This window comes from Microbacterium sp. G2-16M, assembly GCF_055809115.1.
This window is the reverse complement of record NZ_CM147897.1, coordinates 2,182,990-2,203,443: the sequence shown is the minus strand read 5'-3', so window position 1 is coordinate 2,203,443 and position 20,454 is coordinate 2,182,990. Positions and strand designations below refer to the sequence as shown.

At 70.8% G+C, this 20,454-nt stretch carries 19 protein-coding genes; 10 read left to right on the top strand and 9 right to left on the bottom strand.

Translation table 11 applies throughout. From position 1 onward, the window contains the following. Nucleotides 1-57: 57 nt before the first annotated feature. From AC0L6F_RS10465 to AC0L6F_RS10435, 7 genes are all read left to right on the top strand, one after another. Complete coding sequence (locus tag AC0L6F_RS10465; protein WP_259613113.1) at nt 58-1,074, top strand: cyclase family protein; 1,017 nt, start codon at nt 58-60, stop codon at nt 1,072-1,074. Continuing rightward, the gene (locus AC0L6F_RS10460; RefSeq protein ID WP_473537858.1) at nt 1,071-3,059 is read left to right on the top strand and encodes a nuclear transport factor 2 family protein; all 1,989 of its coding nucleotides are present in this window, start codon (nt 1,071-1,073) and stop codon (nt 3,057-3,059) included. Before AC0L6F_RS10465 ends, AC0L6F_RS10460 begins: the two co-directional genes overlap by 4 nt. A gap of 139 nt (nt 3,060-3,198) precedes the next feature. Then, nucleotides 3,199-4,725 (top strand): ABC transporter substrate-binding protein, encoded by a 1,527-nt coding sequence (locus tag AC0L6F_RS10455; RefSeq protein WP_473537857.1) that lies wholly within the window; start codon nt 3,199-3,201, stop codon nt 4,723-4,725. Nucleotides 4,726-4,735: 10 nt separating this feature from the next. Beyond that, nucleotides 4,736-5,680 carry an ABC transporter permease gene (locus tag AC0L6F_RS10450; protein WP_274636536.1) on the top strand — a complete coding sequence of 315 codons (945 nt, stop codon included), beginning with the start codon at nt 4,736-4,738 and terminating at the stop codon, nt 5,678-5,680. Next, nucleotides 5,677-7,431, top strand: coding sequence for a dipeptide/oligopeptide/nickel ABC transporter permease/ATP-binding protein (locus AC0L6F_RS10445; protein ID WP_274636535.1), 1,755 nt, complete (start codon nt 5,677-5,679; stop codon nt 7,429-7,431). Before AC0L6F_RS10450 ends, AC0L6F_RS10445 begins: the two co-directional genes overlap by 4 nt. Next, entirely contained in the window at nt 7,428-8,255 is an 828-nt protein-coding gene (locus AC0L6F_RS10440; protein ID WP_473537856.1) for an ATP-binding cassette domain-containing protein, read from the top strand. Before AC0L6F_RS10445 ends, AC0L6F_RS10440 begins: the two co-directional genes overlap by 4 nt. Before the next feature lie 46 nt (nt 8,256-8,301). After that, nucleotides 8,302-9,087, top strand: coding sequence for an IclR family transcriptional regulator (locus AC0L6F_RS10435; protein WP_473537855.1), 786 nt, complete (start codon nt 8,302-8,304; stop codon nt 9,085-9,087). Here the strand turns inward: AC0L6F_RS10435 and AC0L6F_RS10430 are convergent. The 5 genes from AC0L6F_RS10430 to AC0L6F_RS10410 form a co-directional block, all read right to left on the bottom strand. After that, nucleotides 9,042-10,997, bottom strand: a complete 1,956-nt coding sequence (locus AC0L6F_RS10430; protein WP_473537854.1) for a nuclear transport factor 2 family protein — start codon at nt 10,995-10,997, stop codon at nt 9,042-9,044. The two genes, AC0L6F_RS10435 and AC0L6F_RS10430, sit on opposite strands and share 46 nt — an antisense overlap. Before the next feature lie 203 nt (nt 10,998-11,200). Continuing rightward, nucleotides 11,201-11,563, bottom strand: a complete 363-nt coding sequence (locus tag AC0L6F_RS10425) for a type II toxin-antitoxin system PemK/MazF family toxin (protein ID WP_473537853.1) — start codon at nt 11,561-11,563, stop codon at nt 11,201-11,203. Then, the gene (locus AC0L6F_RS10420; RefSeq protein ID WP_259613102.1) at nt 11,556-11,792 is read right to left on the bottom strand and encodes a ribbon-helix-helix protein; all 237 of its coding nucleotides are present in this window, start codon (nt 11,790-11,792) and stop codon (nt 11,556-11,558) included. Before AC0L6F_RS10420 ends, AC0L6F_RS10425 begins: the two co-directional genes overlap by 8 nt. A gap of 47 nt (nt 11,793-11,839) precedes the next feature. Then, nucleotides 11,840-13,318: an IS1096 element passenger TnpR family protein gene (locus AC0L6F_RS10415; RefSeq protein WP_473537852.1), complete on the bottom strand. Its 1,479-nt coding sequence runs from the start codon at nt 13,316-13,318 to the stop codon at nt 11,840-11,842. A 130-nt stretch (nt 13,319-13,448) separates the two neighbouring features. After that, a complete protein-coding gene (locus AC0L6F_RS10410; protein ID WP_473537851.1) occupies nt 13,449-14,351 on the bottom strand; it encodes an NAD(P)/FAD-dependent oxidoreductase in 903 nt (300 codons plus the stop codon). Between the two features lie 67 nt (nt 14,352-14,418). Here AC0L6F_RS10410 and AC0L6F_RS10405 point away from each other — a divergent pair, with 67 nt between their 5' ends. Beyond that, nucleotides 14,419-14,997 (top strand): helix-turn-helix domain-containing protein, encoded by a 579-nt coding sequence (locus tag AC0L6F_RS10405; protein WP_473537850.1) that lies wholly within the window; start codon nt 14,419-14,421, stop codon nt 14,995-14,997. Between the two features lie 144 nt (nt 14,998-15,141). On the opposite strand, the gene AC0L6F_RS10400 is transcribed toward AC0L6F_RS10405, so the two are convergent. Together AC0L6F_RS10400 and AC0L6F_RS10395 are read right to left on the bottom strand one after the other, a co-directional pair. Then, on the bottom strand, nt 15,142-15,654 hold the full coding sequence (locus AC0L6F_RS10400) for a J domain-containing protein (protein ID WP_473537849.1): 513 nt from the start codon (nt 15,652-15,654) through the stop codon (nt 15,142-15,144). Beyond that, nucleotides 15,651-16,142: a hypothetical protein gene (locus tag AC0L6F_RS10395; RefSeq protein ID WP_473537848.1), complete on the bottom strand. Its 492-nt coding sequence runs from the start codon at nt 16,140-16,142 to the stop codon at nt 15,651-15,653. The genes AC0L6F_RS10400 and AC0L6F_RS10395 overlap by 4 nt, the downstream gene beginning before the upstream one ends. A 171-nt stretch (nt 16,143-16,313) precedes the next feature. Between AC0L6F_RS10395 and AC0L6F_RS10390 the strand changes: the two genes are divergently transcribed. Together AC0L6F_RS10390 and AC0L6F_RS10385 are read left to right on the top strand one after the other, a co-directional pair. Continuing rightward, nucleotides 16,314-18,257 carry a C1 family peptidase gene (locus AC0L6F_RS10390; RefSeq protein ID WP_473537847.1) on the top strand — a complete coding sequence of 648 codons (1,944 nt, stop codon included), beginning with the start codon at nt 16,314-16,316 and terminating at the stop codon, nt 18,255-18,257. Further along, the gene (locus AC0L6F_RS10385) at nt 18,241-18,543 is read left to right on the top strand and encodes a hypothetical protein (RefSeq protein ID WP_473537846.1); all 303 of its coding nucleotides are present in this window, start codon (nt 18,241-18,243) and stop codon (nt 18,541-18,543) included. The genes AC0L6F_RS10390 and AC0L6F_RS10385 overlap by 17 nt, the downstream gene beginning before the upstream one ends. A 210-nt stretch (nt 18,544-18,753) precedes the next feature. Here AC0L6F_RS10385 and AC0L6F_RS10380 read toward each other — a convergent pair whose 3' ends face one another. Then, nucleotides 18,754-19,113, bottom strand: a complete 360-nt coding sequence (locus tag AC0L6F_RS10380) for a YybH family protein (RefSeq protein ID WP_473537845.1) — start codon at nt 19,111-19,113, stop codon at nt 18,754-18,756. Between the two features lie 109 nt (nt 19,114-19,222). Beyond that, nucleotides 19,223-20,452: a flavin monoamine oxidase family protein gene (locus AC0L6F_RS10375; protein ID WP_473537844.1), complete on the bottom strand. Its 1,230-nt coding sequence runs from the start codon at nt 20,450-20,452 to the stop codon at nt 19,223-19,225. Between the last annotated feature and the right edge of the window lie 2 nt (nt 20,453-20,454).

The window sequence follows — 20,454 nt, the reverse complement described above, 5'->3', positions numbered from 1 at the left end:
CTCGGTTTCCCACCCGGTGTTCACAAACCGAACGTTCAGATTATATGGTGAACAGTCATGGAAAGCTATCACCCCGAGTCCGAGATCCGCTGGCCGTCCTTCCGTGAGCTCGGGCAGGCGGATCCGCCCGAGACCTCGTGGTCGCTGTTCGGCGCCGACGACGGGATCGGCACCCTCAACTTCCTGACGCCGGAGGTCCGGCGTCGCGCCGCCGCGCTGGTGCGGACGGGGCGCACCTTCAACCTCGACTACGCGATCGGGGCGTTCGATCCCTTCCCGACCGGGACCCGGCCCGAAGCCAAGCACTCGATGTTCAGCAACAACCCGTGGCACTTCGACGACTGGCTCGACTCGTTCTATCTGCAGGCGACGACTCAGATCGACGCGCTGCGGCACATCGGGCACCCCGAGCTCGGGTTCTACGGCGGACGGGCGCGTGAGGAGTTCTCCACCGAGACCAGCACTCTCGGCATCCAGACGTATGCCGAAGCGGGGATCGTCGGTCGCGGCGTCCTGCTGGACGTCGCCCGTCACCTCGAGGCGGAGGGCCGGCCGATCGCGCAGGACACGGCGTACGAGATCGGCGTCGACGACCTCGAGGCGACCGCCGCGCGCCAGGGCGTCCGCTTCGAGGACGGCGACCTGCTGCTGGTGCGCACCGGGTGGGCCGAGTACTGCCGCGCGCACATGGATGCCGCGGCCCGGGCCGCCTTCACGTCGGACATGCGTCTTCCCGGCCTGGCCACCACCCGGGCCGTGGTCGCGTGGCTGTGGGACCATCACTTCTCGCTGGTGGCCGTCGACAATCTGGGTGTGGAGTGCTTCCCGTACACCCCCGGCAACGATCTGCGGCTCGAGGGGCAGGAGCCGCCCGAGCGTGGCGTCGACCACAACGGGGGCATCCACCGGCATCTGCTGACCATGCTGGGCTTCGCGCTCGGCGAGATGTGGGCGCTCGACGGTCTCGCGCAGGACTGCGCGACCGACGGGGTCTACGAGTTCCTGGTGACGGCGAAGCCGCTCAACCTGCCGGGTGGAGTCGGTTCGCCGGCCAATGCGATGGCGATCAAATGAGCGCCTCTGCATCCGGCGACATCCGCGTCCTCGCCCGGGACGTCGCACGGCTCGAGTCCCTGCGCTGCGCGAAGGACGTGCAGCGCACGTACGCGCAGCTGCTGCAGCTCGGCCGCGCGGAGGACGCCGCCGCGCTGTTCGCCGCGGACGCGAGCGTGCACTGGGGCGATCTGACCCTGAACGGCCGCGACGAGATCCGCGACTGGCTGGCCGGGCGCGCCGGGCGGGCCGTGCAGCCCGGCGGGCTGTACACCGAGCTGATCGATGCCCCGGTCGTGCATCTGTCGCCGCACGGCGACACCGTGTTCGGTCGCTGGTCGGCCCTGGTCTTCCTCGGGGACGGCGCCGGCGCGGCCGCCGTGGAGGGCGGTCTGTACGAGAACCGATACGACCGGCGAGACGGGCGGTGGCTCATCACGTCGATGACCTTCCATCCGCAATACGCCGGGGATGACGTGAACGGGTGGGCCAACGTGAATGGCGCTGCGCTGCCGGTCATCCCGACGCACTTCGGAGCGTACGACGCGGGGACCCCGCTCATGAAGCCGGTCGGCGACGCGCCCGATCCCGGCATGTCGGTGGGGGAACTGGCCGCGCACATCGGCCGGCTCAACGACGAGGATGCGGTCCGCAACCTCGTGCACGCATACGGCTACTACCTCGACCGGCGGATGTGGGGCGACGTCGTCGACCTGTTCACCGTGGACGCGGCGATCCGGTTCGACGACGAGGTCTTCCACGGGTCCGAAGGCGCCCGGCGCGCACACGAAGCACGCGGGCCGGAGGGCCTCGGATGGGGCGAGGCGGCCGAGCACCCGCTGTTCGACGTGACCGTCGAGATCGCCGACGACGGCACGGCCCGGGCCCGCGGCATCCAGCTCGGGATCCTGGCCGACGTGCGCACCGGGACGGCCTGCTGGGAGTTCGCCACCGTCCGAGCGCGGCTGGTCGCCGGGACCGGCGGCCTCTGGCGCATCGCCGGTCTGGATCTGGATGTGCTGCTGCGGGCCGACCACCGCGAGGGATGGGCCGGCGGCGGCATCCGGGCTCGACGACCGGACCCCACCCGGGTGATCGAGCCGCATTGGCGGTCGCAGCCGCCGATCGCCGCCGGCGCGGCCGGGAAGACGGCTCCGGATGCCGGCGACACCGCTGATCTGGCGCGACGGCTGCGCCGTTGCGTGGCCTACGACGGTGTCGAGAACGTGTCGGGCGCGTATGGCTTCTTTCTCGACGACTTCCGCTGGGCCGACATGGCGGCGCTGTTCGCCGCGAAGGGGCACAAGCAGTCCGCGTTCGCCGGCTACGCGATCGGCCCCGAGGCGATCCTGGGCACCGCCATCGCCTGCTACGGCACCACGCGTGCGTTCCGGCCGGTGCTCAGCTTCCACTGGCGCACCCAGCCGGTGATCCACGTGTCGCACGACGGCCGCTCGGCGAACCTGCGCACGCGCCTCTTCCAGCCGCGCACCGCCATCCATCCGGACGACACGCCGCGGGACTTCTACATGGGCGGCCTGCACACCGGAATGTATCCGAACGACCAGGCCGTCCTCGAGGACGGCACCTGGCGACTGTGGAGTCTCGCCGTCGACGAGCATTACGTCGCGATGCAGAACTGGCGCGAGGGCTGGGCCGGCGTCAGCCCGCGGCCGGAGGGGGATGCGCCGCGGCCGAGTCCGGTGCTGACCGCGTATCCGCCCGAGATCCTGCTGCGCGACATCGCCCCGCGCGAGGAGGGATTCCGCGGTGGTCCGGGTCGGCTGGTGGAGTGGCCGGAGATCCTGCCCATGTGGTTCCACTATCGGAATCCGGTCAGCGGCCGCGTGCCCGAGCGGTTCTGGCCGGACTGCGTTCCGTGCGAGGTCGCCCCGCACACGCGGATGACCGCGCACGGGTACCAGCGGCCGCCTGACGGGCCCGAGATCGACGGACGAGAGGTCCACCGATACGTTCGCGATATGGACGGGCAAGGCACAATATGAACAAAGTTCTTGATTTCAGCGGCGCGGCGCCTTAGTCTGACCAACAAGAAATGTCCGGCAGGTGGAACACGTGTTCAACTGACGGAATACCTCGCTCTCATCAAGACAAGGAAGTCACATGATTCGGACAGGACGTTTGGTGGGATTCGCTGCCGTCGCCGCGGTCTGCGTCGCGCTCGTCTCCGGGTGCACCGCAGGCGGCTCCTCGGGCGGCACGCCGACCGACGGCGACGCTGGCACGCTCAACCTCTACTCCTTCACAGAGCCCACGAGCTGGGATCCCGCCGCCTTCGGCGAGAGCCCATACCTGCCGTACGCGCTCGCGGTCTACGACTCGCTGTTCATCCTGGACAAGGACGGCAAGGTCGCCCCCAAGCTTGCGACCGGCTACAAGTACAGCGACGACAACCTCACGCTGACGCTGACTCTGCAGACCGGCGTGAAGTTCTCGGACGGCACCCCGTTCAACGCCGACGCCGTCAAGGCCAACATGAAGCACTTCCAGGGCTTCGCGACCCCGGCCGGTCCGCTGCTGCAGAACGTCGCGAGCATCGACGCCGTGGACGACAGCACGGTCAAGCTCACGCTGTCCCAGCCCGATCCCGGCTTGCTGTTCTCGCTGACACAGGCCGCCGGCCTGATGGGCAACCCGAAGGACCTCGGCACCAAGGCGATCGCCGCCGACCCCGACGGCACCGGCCCCTACACGCTGGACACGGCCCACTCCGTGCCCGGATCGAAGTACACCTTCCAGCGCAAGGACGGCTACTGGGACCAGAAGTACCCGTACTCGACGGTGACCTACGCGGTCTTCCCAGAAGAGACGGCGCGGCTGAACGCCTTCAAGTCGGGGCAGATCCAGTACGCACACACGACGACCGCCTCGGCGGCCCTCGACGCGAAGAACGCCGTCGCCGGTGCCGACATGAAGCAGAACATGGTCACCTGGGAGGGCCTGTTCTTCCTGGACCGCGACGGCAAGATGCTGCCGCAGCTGAAGGACGAGCGGGTGCGCGAGGCGCTGACCATCTCGATCGACGCGGATGCCATGATCAAGACGATCCGCGGCGGGTACGGCAAGGCGACCGATCAGATCTTCTCGCCCACGATGGACGCGTTCGACAAGAGTCTGGACGACGCCTCGCCGTACGACCCCGCCCGCGCCAAGCAGCTGCTGGCCGAGGCGGGCTACCCGGACGGCTTCACCGTTCCGTGGCCGCGCACCGGTTCGATCCTCCCCGAGATCTACACCGCGATCTCGCAGTACTGGAGCAAGATCGGCGTCAAGACGAAGGACGTCCAGTGGGCGCCGGGCGAAGCCGTCAAGTCGATCATGGCCGGCGACTACGGGCTCGTGTACTTCTCGAACCTCGAGCTGCTGGACACCTGGTCGGTCATCCAGCTCTCGGTCGCGCCGCACACGCAGTACAACCCGTTCCACTCCGAGACGCCCGAGCTCGACAAGCTCATCTCGACGCTGCAGCACGCGACCGACGCCGAGCGTCCCGCGGCCGGACAGGCGGTGAACAAGTACCTCGTGGAGCACTACTGGTACGGCCCGCTGTATCGGCCCGCGATGTTCTACCTCACAGCGCCTGGCATCGACCTGACGGTCTACCCGGGCTACGTGCAGCCGCCCATCTGGGCATTCGCTCCGGCGAAGTGAGGCCGCCGAAGTGAAGACGCTCCTCCTGAAGAGGGCGGTGTCGGGGCTCACCCTGATCATCGTCATCTCGTTCCTCGCCCAGCTGCTCATCCTCCCGGGGCTCGGCAACATCGCGCGGAACGTGCTGGGAGAACTGGCCAGCGACCAGCAGGTGGCGCTGAAGGCGCACGAGCTGGGCCTGGACCAGCCGCTCCTGGTCCGGTATGGCAACTGGCTGGCGGGCGTCGTGCACGGTGACTTCGGCACGTCGTACTACTCGACGCAGTCGGTGACGGATGCCATCGCCACCCGCCTGCCGGTGACCATGTCGCTGGTGATCCTGGTCACCGTGCTCACCGCCCTCATCGCGTTCGCCCTCGGGATCACGGCGGCCGTGCACCGCGGATTCGTGGACCGGATGCTGCAGGTGCTGGTGACGGTGGCCGACGCCCTGCCGGCGTTCGTGATCGGCCTGTTCCTGGCGACGGTGTTCGCCGTCCAGCTGCATTGGTTCCCGGCCACGGGGTACGTGCCGCTGCTGTCGTCGCCGCTGGGCTGGGCAGCCTCGCTCGCGCTCCCGGTGGCGGCGATGACGGTGTCGGGCGTGGTCGGGGTATCGCAGCACGTGCGGTCCTCCGCGATCACCGTGCTGCGCAGCGACTACCTGCGCACCCGCCGCAGCCGCGGCCTGCCCACCGGCTACCTGCTGACCACCACGGTGCTGCGCAACTCCGCGACCCCGGGCCTGGCCGCTCTCGCGGTGCAGGTGGTGGGCCTGCTGGGCGCCTCGGTCGTGATCGAGATGGTCTTCGCCCTGCCCGGGCTGGGGTCGCTGGCCGTGCAGGCGGCGCTGCGCTCGGACATTCCGGTGATCCTCGGGGTGCTGATGACGTACGTGGTGATCGTGGTGGTGGTCAACCTCCTGGTCGATGTGCTCATCGCCTGGGTGAACCCGAAGGTGAGGCTGAACGCATGAGTGCGACCACAGGGACCGTCGCGCTCCCGACGACCGGCGTCACGCGCCGGCTGCTGGGCAACGGCCTCGGCATGACCTCGGCGATCGTGATCGCGATCGTCATCCTGGTCGCGGCGCTTGCGCCGCTGCTGCCGCTGCCCTCGCCGGACGCGGGAGAGCTCGCCGACGCCATGCAGGGGCCGAGCGCGGCCCACTGGCTCGGCACCGACACGACGGGCCGCGACATCCTCAGCCGACTGGTGTGGGGTGCGCGCGTCAACCTGCTGGGCGCCGCGCTCGCCGTCGCGGTGGCACTGGTCCTGGGCGTGCCGGTCGGCATCGCCGCGGGCTACTACCGCCGCTGGGTCGACTCGGTCTCGGGCTGGGTGAACGACCTGGTCATGGCGCTGCCCGGCATCATCGTGCTGCTCGCCGTCAGCGCGGTGGTCGGCCCGTCGGTCTGGCTCGCGATGGCGATCTTCGGCATCATGCTGGCCCCCGCCTATTTCCGGATCGTTCGGGCCTCGGTGCTCGCCGTGCGCGGCGAGCTCTACGTCGACGCGGCGCTGGTGTCCGGGCTGTCCGACGGGCGCATCCTGTTCCGGCACGTGCTGGCCGTGGTGCGCGCCCCGATCCTCATCCAGGGTGCGCGGCTCGCTGTCATCGCGATCGCGATCCAGGCGGGGCTGGAGTTCCTCGGCATCGGCGATGTCACCGTCGCCTCGTGGGGCGGGATGCTGAACGAGGGCTTCCGCCGGGTGTACGACGCGCCGATGCTGATCGTCTGGCCGAGCCTGGCGATCGCGGTGGTCAGCGTCGCCCTGGTGCTGTTCTCCAACGCGCTGCGCGATGCGCTCGAGGACCGCACCCAGCCGGTCGGCGGTCGCCGGAAGACGGCGACGATCGTCGCCCCGCCGGCGGTCGGCGAGGACACGGCACCCGACGCGCTGCTGCGGGTCGCGGATCTGCGCGTCGGCTACGGCTACCGCACCGGCGAGGTCGAAGTCGTGCACGGCATCTCGTTCGACATCCGCGCGGGCGAGGTGCTCGGGCTCGTGGGCGAGTCGGGGTCGGGAAAGTCCCAGACCGCGCTGGCCGTCCTCGGCCTGCTCCCGCACGGCGGCGAGATCACGGCGGGCTCCGTCCGGCTGGACGGGCGCGAGCTGACCGGTCTCGACGAGAAGCACTACACCGCGCTGCGCGGCACCGACATCGCGTACGTGCCGCAGGAGCCGATGTCCAACCTCGACCCGACGTTCACGGTCGGCAGCCAGCTCGTCGTCCCGCTGCGCCGCAAGCTCGGGATGTCCGCGCGCGATGCGCGCACCCGTGCCCTCGAGCTGCTGGCCCGGGTCGGCATCCAGGACCCGGAGAAGGTGTTCGCGTCCTACCCCTTCCAGCTGTCCGGCGGCATGGCCCAGCGGGTGCTGATCGCCGGCGCCGTCTCGTGCAGCCCCCGGCTGCTCATCGCGGACGAGCCGACCACGGCGCTGGATGTCACGGTGCAGGCGGACGTGCTGGAGATCCTGCGCACCCTGCAGCGGGAATCGGGCATGGCGGTGCTCATGGTCACGCACAACTTCGGGGTCGTGGCCGACATCTGCGACCGGGTGGCGGTGATGTCGCAGGGAGAGCTGGTGGAATCCGGCGATGTGCGCACGGTGCTGCGCAGCCCGCAGCATCCGTACACCGTGTCGCTGCTGGACGCGATGCTCAGCGAGACCACGACCCGGATCGACATCGACGACCAGGCGAAGGAGACGGTGGCATGAGCGGGGCGCTGCTGGAGGTCGACGACCTCACCATCGGATACCGGACCGGCCTGGCCCGGGCCGCGACGCCGGTGGTGCACGGCGTGAGCTTCGAAGTCGCGCAGGGGCGCACGCTGGGCCTGGTCGGCGAGTCGGGGTCGGGAAAGTCGACGATCGGCCGGGCCATCCTGGGTCTGGCGACGCCGATGGGCGGTGCGATCCGGTTCGCCGGACAGGACATCACGAGCCTGTCCCGTCGCCGCCGGCGCCCCCTGGCCCGCGACATCCAGGTGATCTTCCAGGATCCGTACTCGTCGCTGAACCCGGCGATGCAGATCCAGGACATCCTCGCCGAACCGCTCATCGCGCAGGGGCGCTCGACGCGCGACGCGCGAGCCCGGGTGCGCGAGCTGCTCGATGCCGTGCACCTGCCGGCGGATTCGGCGCGCCGGGTGCCGAGCGAGTTCTCCGGCGGGCAGCGGCAGCGGGTCGCGATCGCCCGGAGCCTTGCCACCGAGCCGCGGCTGATCATCTGCGACGAGCCGGTGTCGGGGCTGGATCTGAAGACGCAGGCGCACGTGCTGGACCTGCTGATCGAACTGCAGCAGCGCACGGGTGTGGCCTACCTGTTCGTGTCGCACGATCTGAGTGTCATCCGGCACATCAGCCACGACGTGATCGTGCTCCTGCGGGGGCGGATCGTGGAAGAGGGTCCGGTGGTCGACGTCACCGAGCGGCCGCGGCACGACTACGTGAAGCGGCTGTTCATGTCCTCGCCGCTGCCCGATCCGGATGAGCAGGCGGAGCGCCGCGCTGCGCTGCGCGCCCTTCCGCCGGTCGCGTGAGCGGCGGACCTCGGTCTACGTCATCGACAAGAGAGTGGGAGCAGCAGTGTCAGATCGCGCCGGAGGGCCGGAGGGAGACATCCGCGTCGTCGTGCGCTGCACGCAGATCCTCGGCATGTTCTCTCGCGAGGTGCGGGCCGTCCGGCTGAAGGACGTGGCCGCCGAGCTCGACCTCGGCCGCACGACGGTCTACCGCTATCTCACCTCGATGGCCAGTGCGGGCCTGCTCGAGCGGGTCGACGAGGGGTATGCCCTCGGGCCCCTGGCCGCGCAGCTCGGTGCGCTCGCGCTGACCGACTCGGACGTGGTGGACATCGCCGGACCGTACCTGCGCGAGCTGTCGGATGCCGCGGGCGAGACCTCCATCCTCGCGGTGTGGGGCGACCGGCAGCCGGTCGTGGTGCGCACCGCCGAGCCGTTCGACCGCAGCCTGCACATCTCCGTGCGGGTGGGGCAGACGCTGGGGGCGGATGCTGCGCAGTCGGCCGTGTTCGCCGCGTACGGCGCCGACGGCGGGGCCGTGGCGGACGAGCTGGCGGCCCGCGACGGGGTCACCGCGCAGCGCGTGCGCGACCGCATCCGCCGCACCGCGCAGACCGGGATCGCCGTGAGCGACACGGTCACGTCGGGTACCCGCGGCATCGCGGTGCCGGTGTTCGACCGCGATGGCGACGTCGCGGCGACGATCGCGCTCCTGGGCACCGTGCACACGCTGCCCGGGGCGCTGGATTCCGCGCAGGCGACCGAGCTGCGCGGCACGGCGGCCCGTCTCTCGCGCGCGCTGGGCTACTCCGGCGCCGTCGCGGCGGCAGGGCCGTCCGGCGGCAGCTGATATCCGTGCGCCGTCATGCTGGTGTGCGGCGCGATCCGGGTGGGCACGCCGTCCGGCCAGAAGTGCTCGGGCGTGCGCCCGCTGACCGGGTTGCGGTAGTGGAACCACATCGGCAGGATCTCGGGCCACTCCCGCACGTCGCCCGTGCCTCCGCGGAAGTGCCGGGCGCGTCGCCCGAGGGCGGTCATCGGGACGTCGGGCGGGTAGATCTCCATCAGGCGGCTCGGCTTCGGGGCGGTTCCGGTGGCGGCGGGCACCGATGCCCATCCGCCGCGCCAGTCGAGGGAGACGAAGTACGGCTCGTCGATCGTCAGGCTCCACAGCCGCCACTGCCCGTCCTCGAGGACGGCCTGGTCGTTCGGATACATCCCGCTGTGGAAGCCGGCGGCGTAGAAGTCGCCGGCGCGGCTCGGCAGCTTGTGCGTGCGCGGCTGGAAGAGCCGCACCCGGAAGCTCGCGGAGCGCCCGTCCGCCGAGATCGAGATGACGGGCTGGGTGCGCCAGTGGTACGAGATGCCCGGGCGGGTCTCGGGCGGCGAGCCCCAGAAGGATGTCGCGGCCGCGGTGATGCGGTCGCGTCCGAAGTAGTACCCGGCGAACGGGGACTGCTTGTTGCCGTTCTCGGCGAACAGCGCCGCCATCTCGGTCCACTGGAAGTCGTCGATGTAGTAGCCGTAGGCGGATGAGACGTTCTCCACGCCGTCGTAGGCCAGGGCGCGATCCAGCTGTGTCCGCAGCACCGCGGGCGGGATGGTCACCGGTGCGGCCGGATCGGTGGCGGCCGTGGACGTCGCCGGTGCGGCCGGATCGGTGGCGACGGCCGTATCGGTGGCGGCCCTGGCGCTGGCGCTGAGCGGATCGTCGGCCGTCGGAGCCGAGGGGGTTCGGAGGTCGGCATCGGCCCAGCCGCGGAAATAGTCGGCGTGCATCACCCGTTCCAGCCGCACCTCGTCGAGTCGCCAGATCCCGTCGTGCTTCCGGCAGCGCGTGGTGAGGATCCGCACCTCCCAGGCCGCCTCGTGGCGTGTGGCGTCGCCCAGCATGCCGAGCTCGATGCTGCGGGTGGTCGCGACCCCGCCGGGCAGGATGCGGACCAGGGTGTCGAACAGCGGGCGGTCGTTGAGCTGTCCGGTCTCCAGGCCCTCGGGGCCCATGGTGAGCATCGCCTCACGGATGCCGTCGGCTCCCCGGAAGGATCCGCCGGGGGCGAGGTCGACCTGCACGTCCGCAGTGCACAGCTCGACGACATCCGTCCACATGCGCCGATCGACGTAGTAGCCGTAAGCATGGACGAGGTTGCGCACGGAGCCTTCGTCCTCGAGCGCGGCGATCGTGGATGCGAGTTCGTCGTCGGGGATGTCCGGGTCGGGGGTCGGGGCGGTGGACGGCGGCAGGGGCATGCCGACCTCGTCGACGGTGAAGTGGTATGGCACCATCGGCAGCTCGGCGCCGTCGATGTTGGTCCAGCCGTCCGTGTGCGTGCCGCTGTACTGGGGGAAGAAGTGCTGCCGGGCGATCCGCCAGCCCTCGGGGGTGCGCCGGTACTCGTTCTCGTAGACGCCGCCGTCGATTCCCGTGCCCCCGATGCCGTCCGCGCTGAAGCAGAGGGACGACCAGCGGGCGCGGGCAGTCGATCCATCGCCGTCGAGGTGGGCCAGCGGCTCGTCGACGAGCTCGGTGCGGAACGCGCCGGGCCGGCCCGATGCGCCCGGCTGAGTCGGCAGCCACTCCGCGATCGCGGCACGCCCGGCGACCGTGTGGTCGCCGACCTGCACCGTGGCGTCCGAGGTGAACAGGGCGGCGGCATCCGCCCACCGGCCGAGTTGCCCGAGGTGGGCGTAGCGGCGGTGCAGATCCTTCACCGCGCGCAACGACTGCAGCCGGGCGACGTCCTCAGTGAGACTCTTCATCAGTGTTCACATTACAGTCACAAACTTCATAATGCGATCACCCGCTCCTGAGCGAGCGCCAGTCCACCCAGGTCCCTGAGCGAGCGCCCGTGCGCCCAGGTCCCTGAGCGAGCGCCCGTCCGCCCAGGTCCCTGAGCGAGCGCAGCGAGACGAAGGGCCGATACTCACGCCGCCGAACCGATGGCCCCGGCTCGTCCGAGCGTTCACCGCGGATGCGTGGGCCAGAGGTCGAGGAAGTCGCCGAGCCAGGTCCGCGCCGACGCGAGGCACTCGGCGCTGACCTGACCGGCGATGCCGGTCAGTCGCTCGCGGCTGAGGGTGCGGGGCTGTTCGGTCATGATCCACGAAGGTCGGTCGAGTCCGGCGGGTCCAGTCACGACGACGTGGTTCGGCCACCCACGGTCCGTCGAGGTGACGGGCAGGACGATGGCCAGCGTGGTCGCGGCCGCGAGGTGTCCGAGCGACGACACGACCAGCACCGGCCGGTGACCGGCCTGTTCGCGCCCGCGGATCGGATCGAGGGCAGCCCAGGCGATCGTTCCCGGAGTGAGCGCGCGATCAGTCATGTTGCGCGTCGGTGAGCTCCGCCGCCTCCCAGCGGCGTGTCTCTTCCCGGTACTCGTCGACGCCGGCGGGAGAGGACGCCATCGCCTGCTTCGCCGCGGCGAGGCGATCTCGCCGGTCGGCGAGGTCCGCGAGTTCTGCCAGGTGGGCGCCGAGGGTGAGGCCCGCTTGGGATGCTTGCGCCTTGAGTCGATCGCGGAGCTCGTCGCTGACCTTGATCGTCGTGGTCATACTTTCAGTATACCGAGTGGATGCCGCAGCGAAGGCGGCCGCTCGGGTCAGAATCCGTACCCGCCACTCAGCGAGGTCGCCGTCGGCACGGTCAGTGCAGCCTGTGCGAACCCCTGCAATGCGGGCGACGCCCTCCAGGTGTCGCGCGTGCGCGCGGCCAACCCGAGAGGCTCCAGCCTCTCGGTGAGGGGGAGGACCAGCGGCCGGATGCTGTCGACCTCCACCCGCGACGCCACCGACACGCTCGGATCGGCGGGCAGGAAGAAGTCGCGGTCCTCCCACCAGGAGCGTGCTCGCCACGCGTCTTCGTCGACGTCATTGCGGACATCGTGGGCGCGAGCGATGCGATCGAGCCCGCCGTCCTCCCCGCCGTCTGCGATCGAACCATCGGCGATCGCCAGGAGAACCAAGGCGTTGACGAACCGCAGGCTGCCGTCGCCGGCCTCCGGGAGCTTGTCGGCCAATGCGTCCCACAGCGCGAGCGGGTCATCGGCCAGCGGCACCGCACTCTTCATCGTGAGCAGACGTCCTTGCAGGGTGCGGACGAAGCGCAGTTCGCGTGCGGTCCGCTGCATCACCGGAAGCTGCGTGACCGTCGTGCCGCAGGCATCCGCCCACTCCTGAGCGAGCCCGGCCGGCAGGTGTGCGCCGTCGAGCGGCAGGCCCTCGCGGCCACGATCGAGCAGCCAGGCGAACGGGCGGACGAACTGGATCATCTCGTCGCGCGTCACGAGCGGCGGCACGTTCAGACCCACCGAGACGAGATGCCGTTCCAGTCCGGCCGCGTTCGAGGCGGGAAGCGCCTCGAGCACGGCATCCAGACGCGAGCGCGTGCGGCCGCGCGGGGTCGGTCGTCCCCTGTCGAGCCGCTTCTGCACCCACCCCTGCTCGAACCCGGTCGGGTCGAACTCCGCCCAGGGCCCGGCTGCCCTCGCCAGCCGCGCCACGGCTGCGTCGTGATCGGGATGCGAGGGACCGGCGTAGGCGCGAAGCAGCTGGGCATACTCGGCCACGGCGAGCAGCGACAGCGGCGATGCGCCCCGCCCGCCGGTGATCTTGACCGAGGAGCTCGGCTCGACGACGCCGTGTGCATCGAGGGCGAACCAGGCGAAGTCACCCGGTTCGTGCGGATCGCCGGAGCGATAGTGGAGGCGCCCGCCGTCGGCGAAGGCATCAGCCAGAGGTGTGTCGGATTCGCTGAGGACGTTGGGGTCGCGCCAGTCGATCATCGTCCAGGTGTCGCCCCACCGACGGCGGGGCCGCCATCCGTAATGGTCCTGACGCGTCGTCCAGGCGCAGTCGTCGTACTCGCTCTGTGGCGAGGGCGGGAAGCCGCGGGGGAACGGCTCCTGGTCGCTGAAGACGTGATGGGCGTGCACCTCGCCGTCGAAGGCGAGCTGGATCGCCCGGTGGAGGTCGGCGAGCGTGCTGTGCGCGGGCATCGTGACGGTGCGCTCGACGGGCGGGTCGATCCCGCGCAGCACGATAGTGACGGACAGTGCGGTCTGAACGGTCGTGACTTCCATGACCGAGACGCTACGGGTGCACCGGTCGCCGCAGGTGGCCGAGGCCCGGATCGGTGGAGAACCGGCCGCCGGGGCCCGGCTGGGGAGGAACCGCGCGCCCCTCGCCGGCCGAGGCCCGGTTCCCCCACCCCTACAGCAGCTCGGCGACCATGCCGTACCCGGCGGTGGCGCCAGCGGCGACGGATGCCGCGACGCCGAGCATCGGGCTGACGACGTTTCCGGCGGCCCACAGGCCCGGAACGCTGGTGCGGCCCATCGCGTCGACTCCGGCCCACGTGCGGCCGAAGGCCTCCACCCGCTCTGCGCCGAGCGCGACGAGGACGTCGTCGCGGGGCGCGGTGCGGGGGCTGACGAACAGCGCATCGAGCGGCGACTCGCCGCCGTCGGCGAACGCGACGCCGCGGATGCCGTCGTCCGTGGTGAGCACGCGCGCCAGCGGTCGCTGGTCGAGCGTGATGCCCGACGCGGCGAAGTGCGCCAGCTGCGTCTCGTCGAACGGCGGGCTGCCGTTTGTGAGCACTGTGATCCGATCGGTCAGGCGCCGCAGCATCCGGGCCTGATGGAACGGGTCGGCACTCTCGGCGAGCACGCCGATTCGGGTGTCGCGGTTCTCCCACCCATCGCAGAACGGGCAGTGGTGCACGCCGCGACCCCAGCGCTCAGCGAGCCCCGGCACGTCGGGCAGGGTGTCGCGCGCGCCGGTCGTGACGAGCACCGCGCAAGCGCGGGCGGTGGCTCCGCTCGTGGTGGTGACGGTGAACAGCTCTCCGGTGCGGGTGGCGGTGGATGCGGCATCCTGCCGAACCTCGACGCCATAACGGGAGAGCTCTCGGCGCCCGTCGGCGAGCAGGTCGAGGGGAGACGTGTGGTCGCGCCCGAGCACGCCGTGCATGTGCTCGGCGAAGCGGTTGCGCGGAGCGTCGTCGTCGAGTACGAGCACACGGAAGCGCAGGCGCGAGAGCTGCAGGGCGGCGCTGAGTCCGGCGCTGCCGCCGCCGACGATGAGCGCGTCGTGGATGTCGGTGTCTGTCATATCCTCACTCTGCGGCCCGGGCGCAGCCAGCAGCAACTATCCTTGCTGAAATAGCAAAGGAGACATCGTGACAGAACATGTCGACGTCGCCGGGATGCTCGACGCGGTCGGCCCGCGGCTGCGCGCCCTGCGCACGCGTCGCGACTTCACGCTCACCGAGCTGTCGGCCCGCACCGGCATCTCGGTCAGCACGCTGTCGCGCCTCGAATCGGGCGAGCGGCGCGCGAGCCTGGACCTGCTGCTGCCGATCGCGACGGTCTTCGACGTCGGACTCGACGCGCTCGTCGGGGTCGAGACATCCCGCGATCCGCGCGTGCACGGCACGCCGATCACGCGCGACGGCCGCACCTGGGTCGCGCTGTCGCGTCACGGCGAGGGGCCGACGGCGTTCAAGGTGACGCTGCCGGCGGTGCCCGTGAAGCGCCGCGTCGAGCAGCGGGTGCATTCGGGCCACGACTGGTTCTTCGTCGTCTCGGGTCGCGTGCGCCTCGCGCTCGGCGACCAGGAGCACCTGATCGAGGCCGGTGAGGCGGTCGAATTCGACACCTTGATCCCGCACGGCACCGCGTCGGCCGGGCCGGGACCCGCCGAGATCATCCACCTCATGTCGCGCGACGGCGAGCGGGTGCACCTGCGCGACGTGTGAGCGCGCGGATGCCGCGGTGCGGCCATGCGCGGCGGCCGGCTCGTCGATCACCCTCGCATTGCGCATGCCGCCCACGGTAGAGCGGGGGTCGGACAGGCGGCTCCGCCGTCGCGCCGGGCCGCGCGGGTCACGAGGTCAGCGCGGTCAGGTCATCGCGCCCGCGACGATCAGGCTGCTGACGACACCGGTCACGACCAGTCCGAGCGCCGACCAGACGATGATCCGCGGCCAGTCGATCCAGCCGCGCGAGTGCTCGGCGTCGGCGAAGGCGACGGCATCCGTCCACGCGACGAACTCGTCGAAGCGCAGCGTGACCCGCGGCGCATCGGCCCGCGGGGGATGCTGCGCGCCCGTCCGTGATCGTGCGGTCGACGCCGGACGCGACCCGGGCCGCGGCCGCGTCGCCGTGCGGACCGTCGAAGGATCGGATGCCGGAGCCGGCTCGCGCTCGGCGTCCAGCGTGAAGCGCACCAGGATGTCGCGGGCCTGCCGGGCGCGGTCGAAATCGCGCGCGAGGCGCGCGCGGGCTGCGTCATCCACCTCGGGGAAGCGATCCGGGTGCAGCCATCGCGCGCACCGGCGGAAGGCCTGCTGGATGTCTTCCACGCTGGCGCCCCGCTCGATGCCGAGGTGGCGGCGTGCCTCATCGAGGGTCATGCGCTGGTCACCAGATAGCGCTGGTACTCGCGGGTCAGCCGCTGCGACCGGCGGTGATCGGCCTCGGACTCGAGCTGTCGGAACAGGCGCCGCGTCGTCCGCGGCCGGAGCACGGTGTAGGCGATCAGGCAGGCGAGCATCGCGGCGCCGAGCGCCATCCCGGCGAGGCGCACGAGCGGGAACGCGCTCAAGAATGCGGATGCCGTGGTGACCAGGATCGAGGCGAGGGCCAGCCACGCAGCGCTGGTCTGCCAGCGCATGACGCCGCGGTACATCGAGGTGCTCGTGGCGTACCAGTGCGTGTTCGGCAGCCAGAACACCCAGTCCGCGGGGGCGAGGGGGAGGCCATCTCGCGGCGTCCAGTCGGCGGGTGGGCGCCAGAGGGCGTTCTCGCGGATCCACTGATCGGTCGGCGTCGTCCACCCCGGCGGCACGCGGAAGTCGGCCGCGACACCCGGAACCCGGATCCGCCGGGCGCGTCCAGTCATCGCACGACTCCCTTTAAAATGAGAAAGCTCTCATGAAACTGTAGCCGGTCCGGGCCGAAGGCGGAATGGCGAATCCGCGCGCGCGTTCGTCGCGGTATCAGCCCGATGCGCGGGCCGCTCTTCCCAGTGGACGATGCCGAGGTTGCGGCATCCGATCTTCGGGAGTCCCTCATGTCTACGCAGACGCTCAAGACCTACGGCGACGTGCGAGCGCTGATCGCGCAGCACGATCTGGGATGGCGGGTGCTGCCGTCGATCCCCGACGACGCGCCCCTCGTGCGCCGGCTGCTCGGCGGTCCGCCGCCCAAGCCCGCCGACCCGACGAAGCGCGTCGACGTGCTGAAGCTGGTGTCCGAGCATCCCGTCGCCCGGCAGTTCGCGCAGGCGCCGTCGCCCGGACTCGTTCCCGGGCTGCGCCTGCCGATCCCGAAGCCGACGCCGCCCGCGCCGCCGGCCCCGGCGCCCGCACGCCCCGCGGCGGTGGACTGGCGCACGCACAACGGCTGGCCGATCTTCACCCGCACGCGCGACCAGTTCGACTCGGAGCACTGCTGGATCTTCGCCCCGACCGGCATCATCGAGGCGATGACCCGCATCGAGCACTGCACGTGGGCACCGCGGTCGGAAGGGGATGTCGTGCGCGGCCTGACTGTCGTGGTCGGGCAGTGCGGTGACGCCGTGAACACACTCAACTGGGTGAAGAACAACGGGCAGGCCGACCCGGGCTGCATCCCGTGGCCGTTCCCGGCCGCGCACAACGACGGCTACTGGGTGCCGGGACCGAGCAGCTGCGGCACCGGCTCGACGCAGCACACGACCGCGACGACGACGTTCGACCGCAGCGGTCGCACGGTCAAGATCCCCGCGTTCACCACCCTGAGCAACGTCGACGACATGAAGAACTGGATCTGGCAGGTCGGCCCGACCGTGGCCAGCTCCATCACGATCTTCGACGACTTCTACGGCTACAGCGACATCTCGACCGTGTACAAGGCGGCTCCGCACCAGAGCTCCAACGGCACGCACGTGGTCGACGTCGTCGGGTTCGACGACCGCAAGCAGGCCTGGCTGATCCGCAACTCGTGGGGCGGCACGCCCGGGGGAGACGACTGGGGCGACCACGGGTACGGCTGGATCGGATACGGCCAGATCAACATCGACTCGAACGTGATGTACGGCCTGCGCGGCACGAACCCCGATCCGTGGGCGAAGCGGTTCAGCCACAACGGCGCCATGTTCGAAAGCGGCGACGGCGCGGGCCACGACAACTTCGAGCTGTTCGTGCACGCGGCCGCGGGCGGCGGCATCGCGCACTGGTGGCGCGACAACGGCACCGGCAGCCTGCCGTGGGCCCAGGCATCCGGGTTCGCGAACGACGCCGGCTCCGAGCCGACGGCCACCGGCACGACCTACAACCGCAACTTCGAGTTGATCTATGCGTCCAGCGCCGGCCGCCTGCGGCACTGGTACTTCGATCAGACGCACGGCACCTGGAACGACGGCGCGACCTTCGGTCCGGCCAATGCGGTGGGCACCCCCGGGTTCGTGCAGAGCTCGTACGGCGCCAACTTCGAGGTGGTGGCGGGGCTGGCCAGCGGGCAGCTGCAGCACTGGTGGCGCGACGGCGGCGGGTGGCACGCGGGGCCGGTCTTCGGCACGAACGTGCGCGAGGCGGGGCCGAGCCTGATCCAGACCACGAAGGGCGACCTCGAGCTGGTGTGCGTGCGCGCCGACGGCACCCTGCAGCACTGGGCGCGGGCCGACGGCACCACCTGGGCGTGGTCGCCGACGGCGTCGTTCGCGAGCGGATGCCGCACCGCACCGGTGATGATCGAGGGTCAGTACGGGCGCGCCGACGAGTTCGCGTCGGGCAACTACGAGCTCGTCGTAGCCCTGGCCTCGGGCGTGCTGCAGCACTGGTGGCGCGACAGCGCCGGAGTGTGGCGCGCCAGTGCAAGCTTCGGCACCGGCATCGAGCGGGTGCTCGCCCTCGTGCAGGGCAGCTTCGGGTTCAACCTCGAGGTGGTCGCCCGCAGGCAGGATGGACGCATGCAGCATTTCTGGCGCGACGGCACCGGATGGCACGACGGAGTGGTCATTGGACCTGCCCTCTGAGCTCGAGCTGACGATCGGGGCGCAGTTCCGCGCCCCGATCACCGGCGCGGGCAGCCAGGGCTACCGATGGCTGGCCACCGTCACCGGGGATGCCGCGGCCATCGAGGTGCGGACGGTCGGGATGCCTCCGGTCGGGCACGCTCCCGGGCACGGCAGCTACGGGCGCGAGCTGCAGATCGACGCGCTCCAGGCCGGGGTCGCCGTGATCGACCTCGCACTCACCCACGCGGGCGGGCGCGTGCGGGAGCGGCACGGCCTCGTCGTGCGAGTCGTCGCGCCGGGATGAGATCCGAGTGCTGAGTCACCGTGGGCGGGTGTGCCGCGTGCAGAACTCCGGACGATCGACACGACGAGGTCCGGATCCTCGGCGTGTTGCGCCGTTGCATGTCGATATCTCCGGAGTTCTGCACGGCGACCCTGGCGCGAGGGGTGGCACACTGGGCGACCTCGCGCTCGGTCCCATCAACGACTCGCTGACGGTGGCGGCGCGGCGACGTCACATGCTGGGGTTGTCGAGCACCCACCGCCACGAACCGTCCGGCTGACGGCGGGCGACTTCGGCGGTCACGCGCCCGTCCGCCATGCGCGTGGAGGTCAGCGCGAAGTCTCCGCTGCGCAGCAGCGGCTGCAGCTGTGATCCTGGCCCGCCCGGTGTGCGCTCGGCGAACACCTGACGGAACACTTCGGCGATCGCGGTGTTGCCGTGCGTCTGCTCGCCCGGCGGCAGCGCGAGCACGGCGTCGGGCTCGTAGAGCGAGGCGAGCCCGTCATAGTCGCCCGCCTGCACGAACTGCACGAACAGTCGCGGGATGTCCTCCGGATTCTCGGCCTTCTCGTGCTCGTCGTTCGAGGGCATGGCGGTCTCCTGTCTGGTCTGCTCCTCCCAGCTTGGCACCGCTTTCGCTGGCGGGATCGGCCGCGATGCACGCCTCCTCCGGTCCCGCCCAGGTCGGAGACCTCGAGAGTCAGGCGGTGAGGACGGGAGCGAGCGCGGCTGCGGCGCGGTATCCGGACGCCACCGCCCCCGACAGTGATTGGGCCAGCCCGGTGTGCTCGCCGGCGATCGCCACGCGCGCCGTGGGGCGGTCGAACGCATCCGCGTCGTCGGGCTGCCAGTCCAGACCGGGCGCGCTGTACGCACCCTGCGCCCACGGGTCATCCGCCCAGGTCGACAGGAGTACCTCGCCGTCGATCTCGAGCTCGGGTCGCAGCCGCTGCAGCGCGCGCATCCAGGTGTCGGCACCGTCCTGCACGCGCAGCGCCTCCAGCGCCTCGCCGCCGCCGGCGAAGCACGACAGTGCGGGGATGCGGGTGACTCCATCGGTCGACAGCGAGTGCCACGACCACCAGGTGTGCTCGGCACTCTGCACGGCGTTGTCGTCGTCGACCCGCCGAAGCGGAACCGCGAGCTTGGCCGCCGTGCCCATGAACCGGTGATCGAGCGCCCGCTGCTGGGCGGCATCGAGGGCGAACCCGAACTCCAGCCCGCGCAGCACCGGCAGCGGCACCGAGACGACGACGGCATCCGCATCGAGGCGCGACCCGTCGACCAGCGTGACCTGCACCCCGGTCGGCGACTGGTCGATCCCGCGGATCGGTGTCTCGAGTCGGATGCGCGAGCCCAGCCGGCGGGCGATCTCGAGCGTGAGCGACTGGTTGCCGTCCACCAGACGCCCGCCGTCCTCGATATAGCCGCCGACGGTCGACGACTCGAATCCGAGGACCGCCGCCGCGCTGATCAGCGCCGGGTCCGCGGCGGCCGAGGTCGCGGTGCGCCGGTAGACGGCGTCGTGGCGATAATCGGCCCCGAGCGCTTCGGCGAAGGCCGCTTCCAACGAGATCCCTGCCACGCCGTCGGCGGTCATCGCAGCGAGCGTCTCGCGCACCCGCTGCGACGTGGCCGCGAGCTCGTCGAAGGTGATGGTTCGCCCCCGCAGGGTGCGCCGCGCGTACCGCACGTTGTGCGTGAGCACCGGCATCCCCAGTTCTGCGGCCAGGCGCCGGATCGCGAACTCGACCGGAAAGATGTACTCCCCGCCCCGCTCGACGACCTGCCCGTTATCGAGCCGCTGCGACCAGCTGCGCCCGCCGACGCGGTTCCGTGCCTCCAGCACCGTGACCGCATGCCCGGCCTTGTGCATCTCCCAGGCCGCGGTCAGCCCGGCCAGACCCGCGCCGACCACGATGACCTGCATGT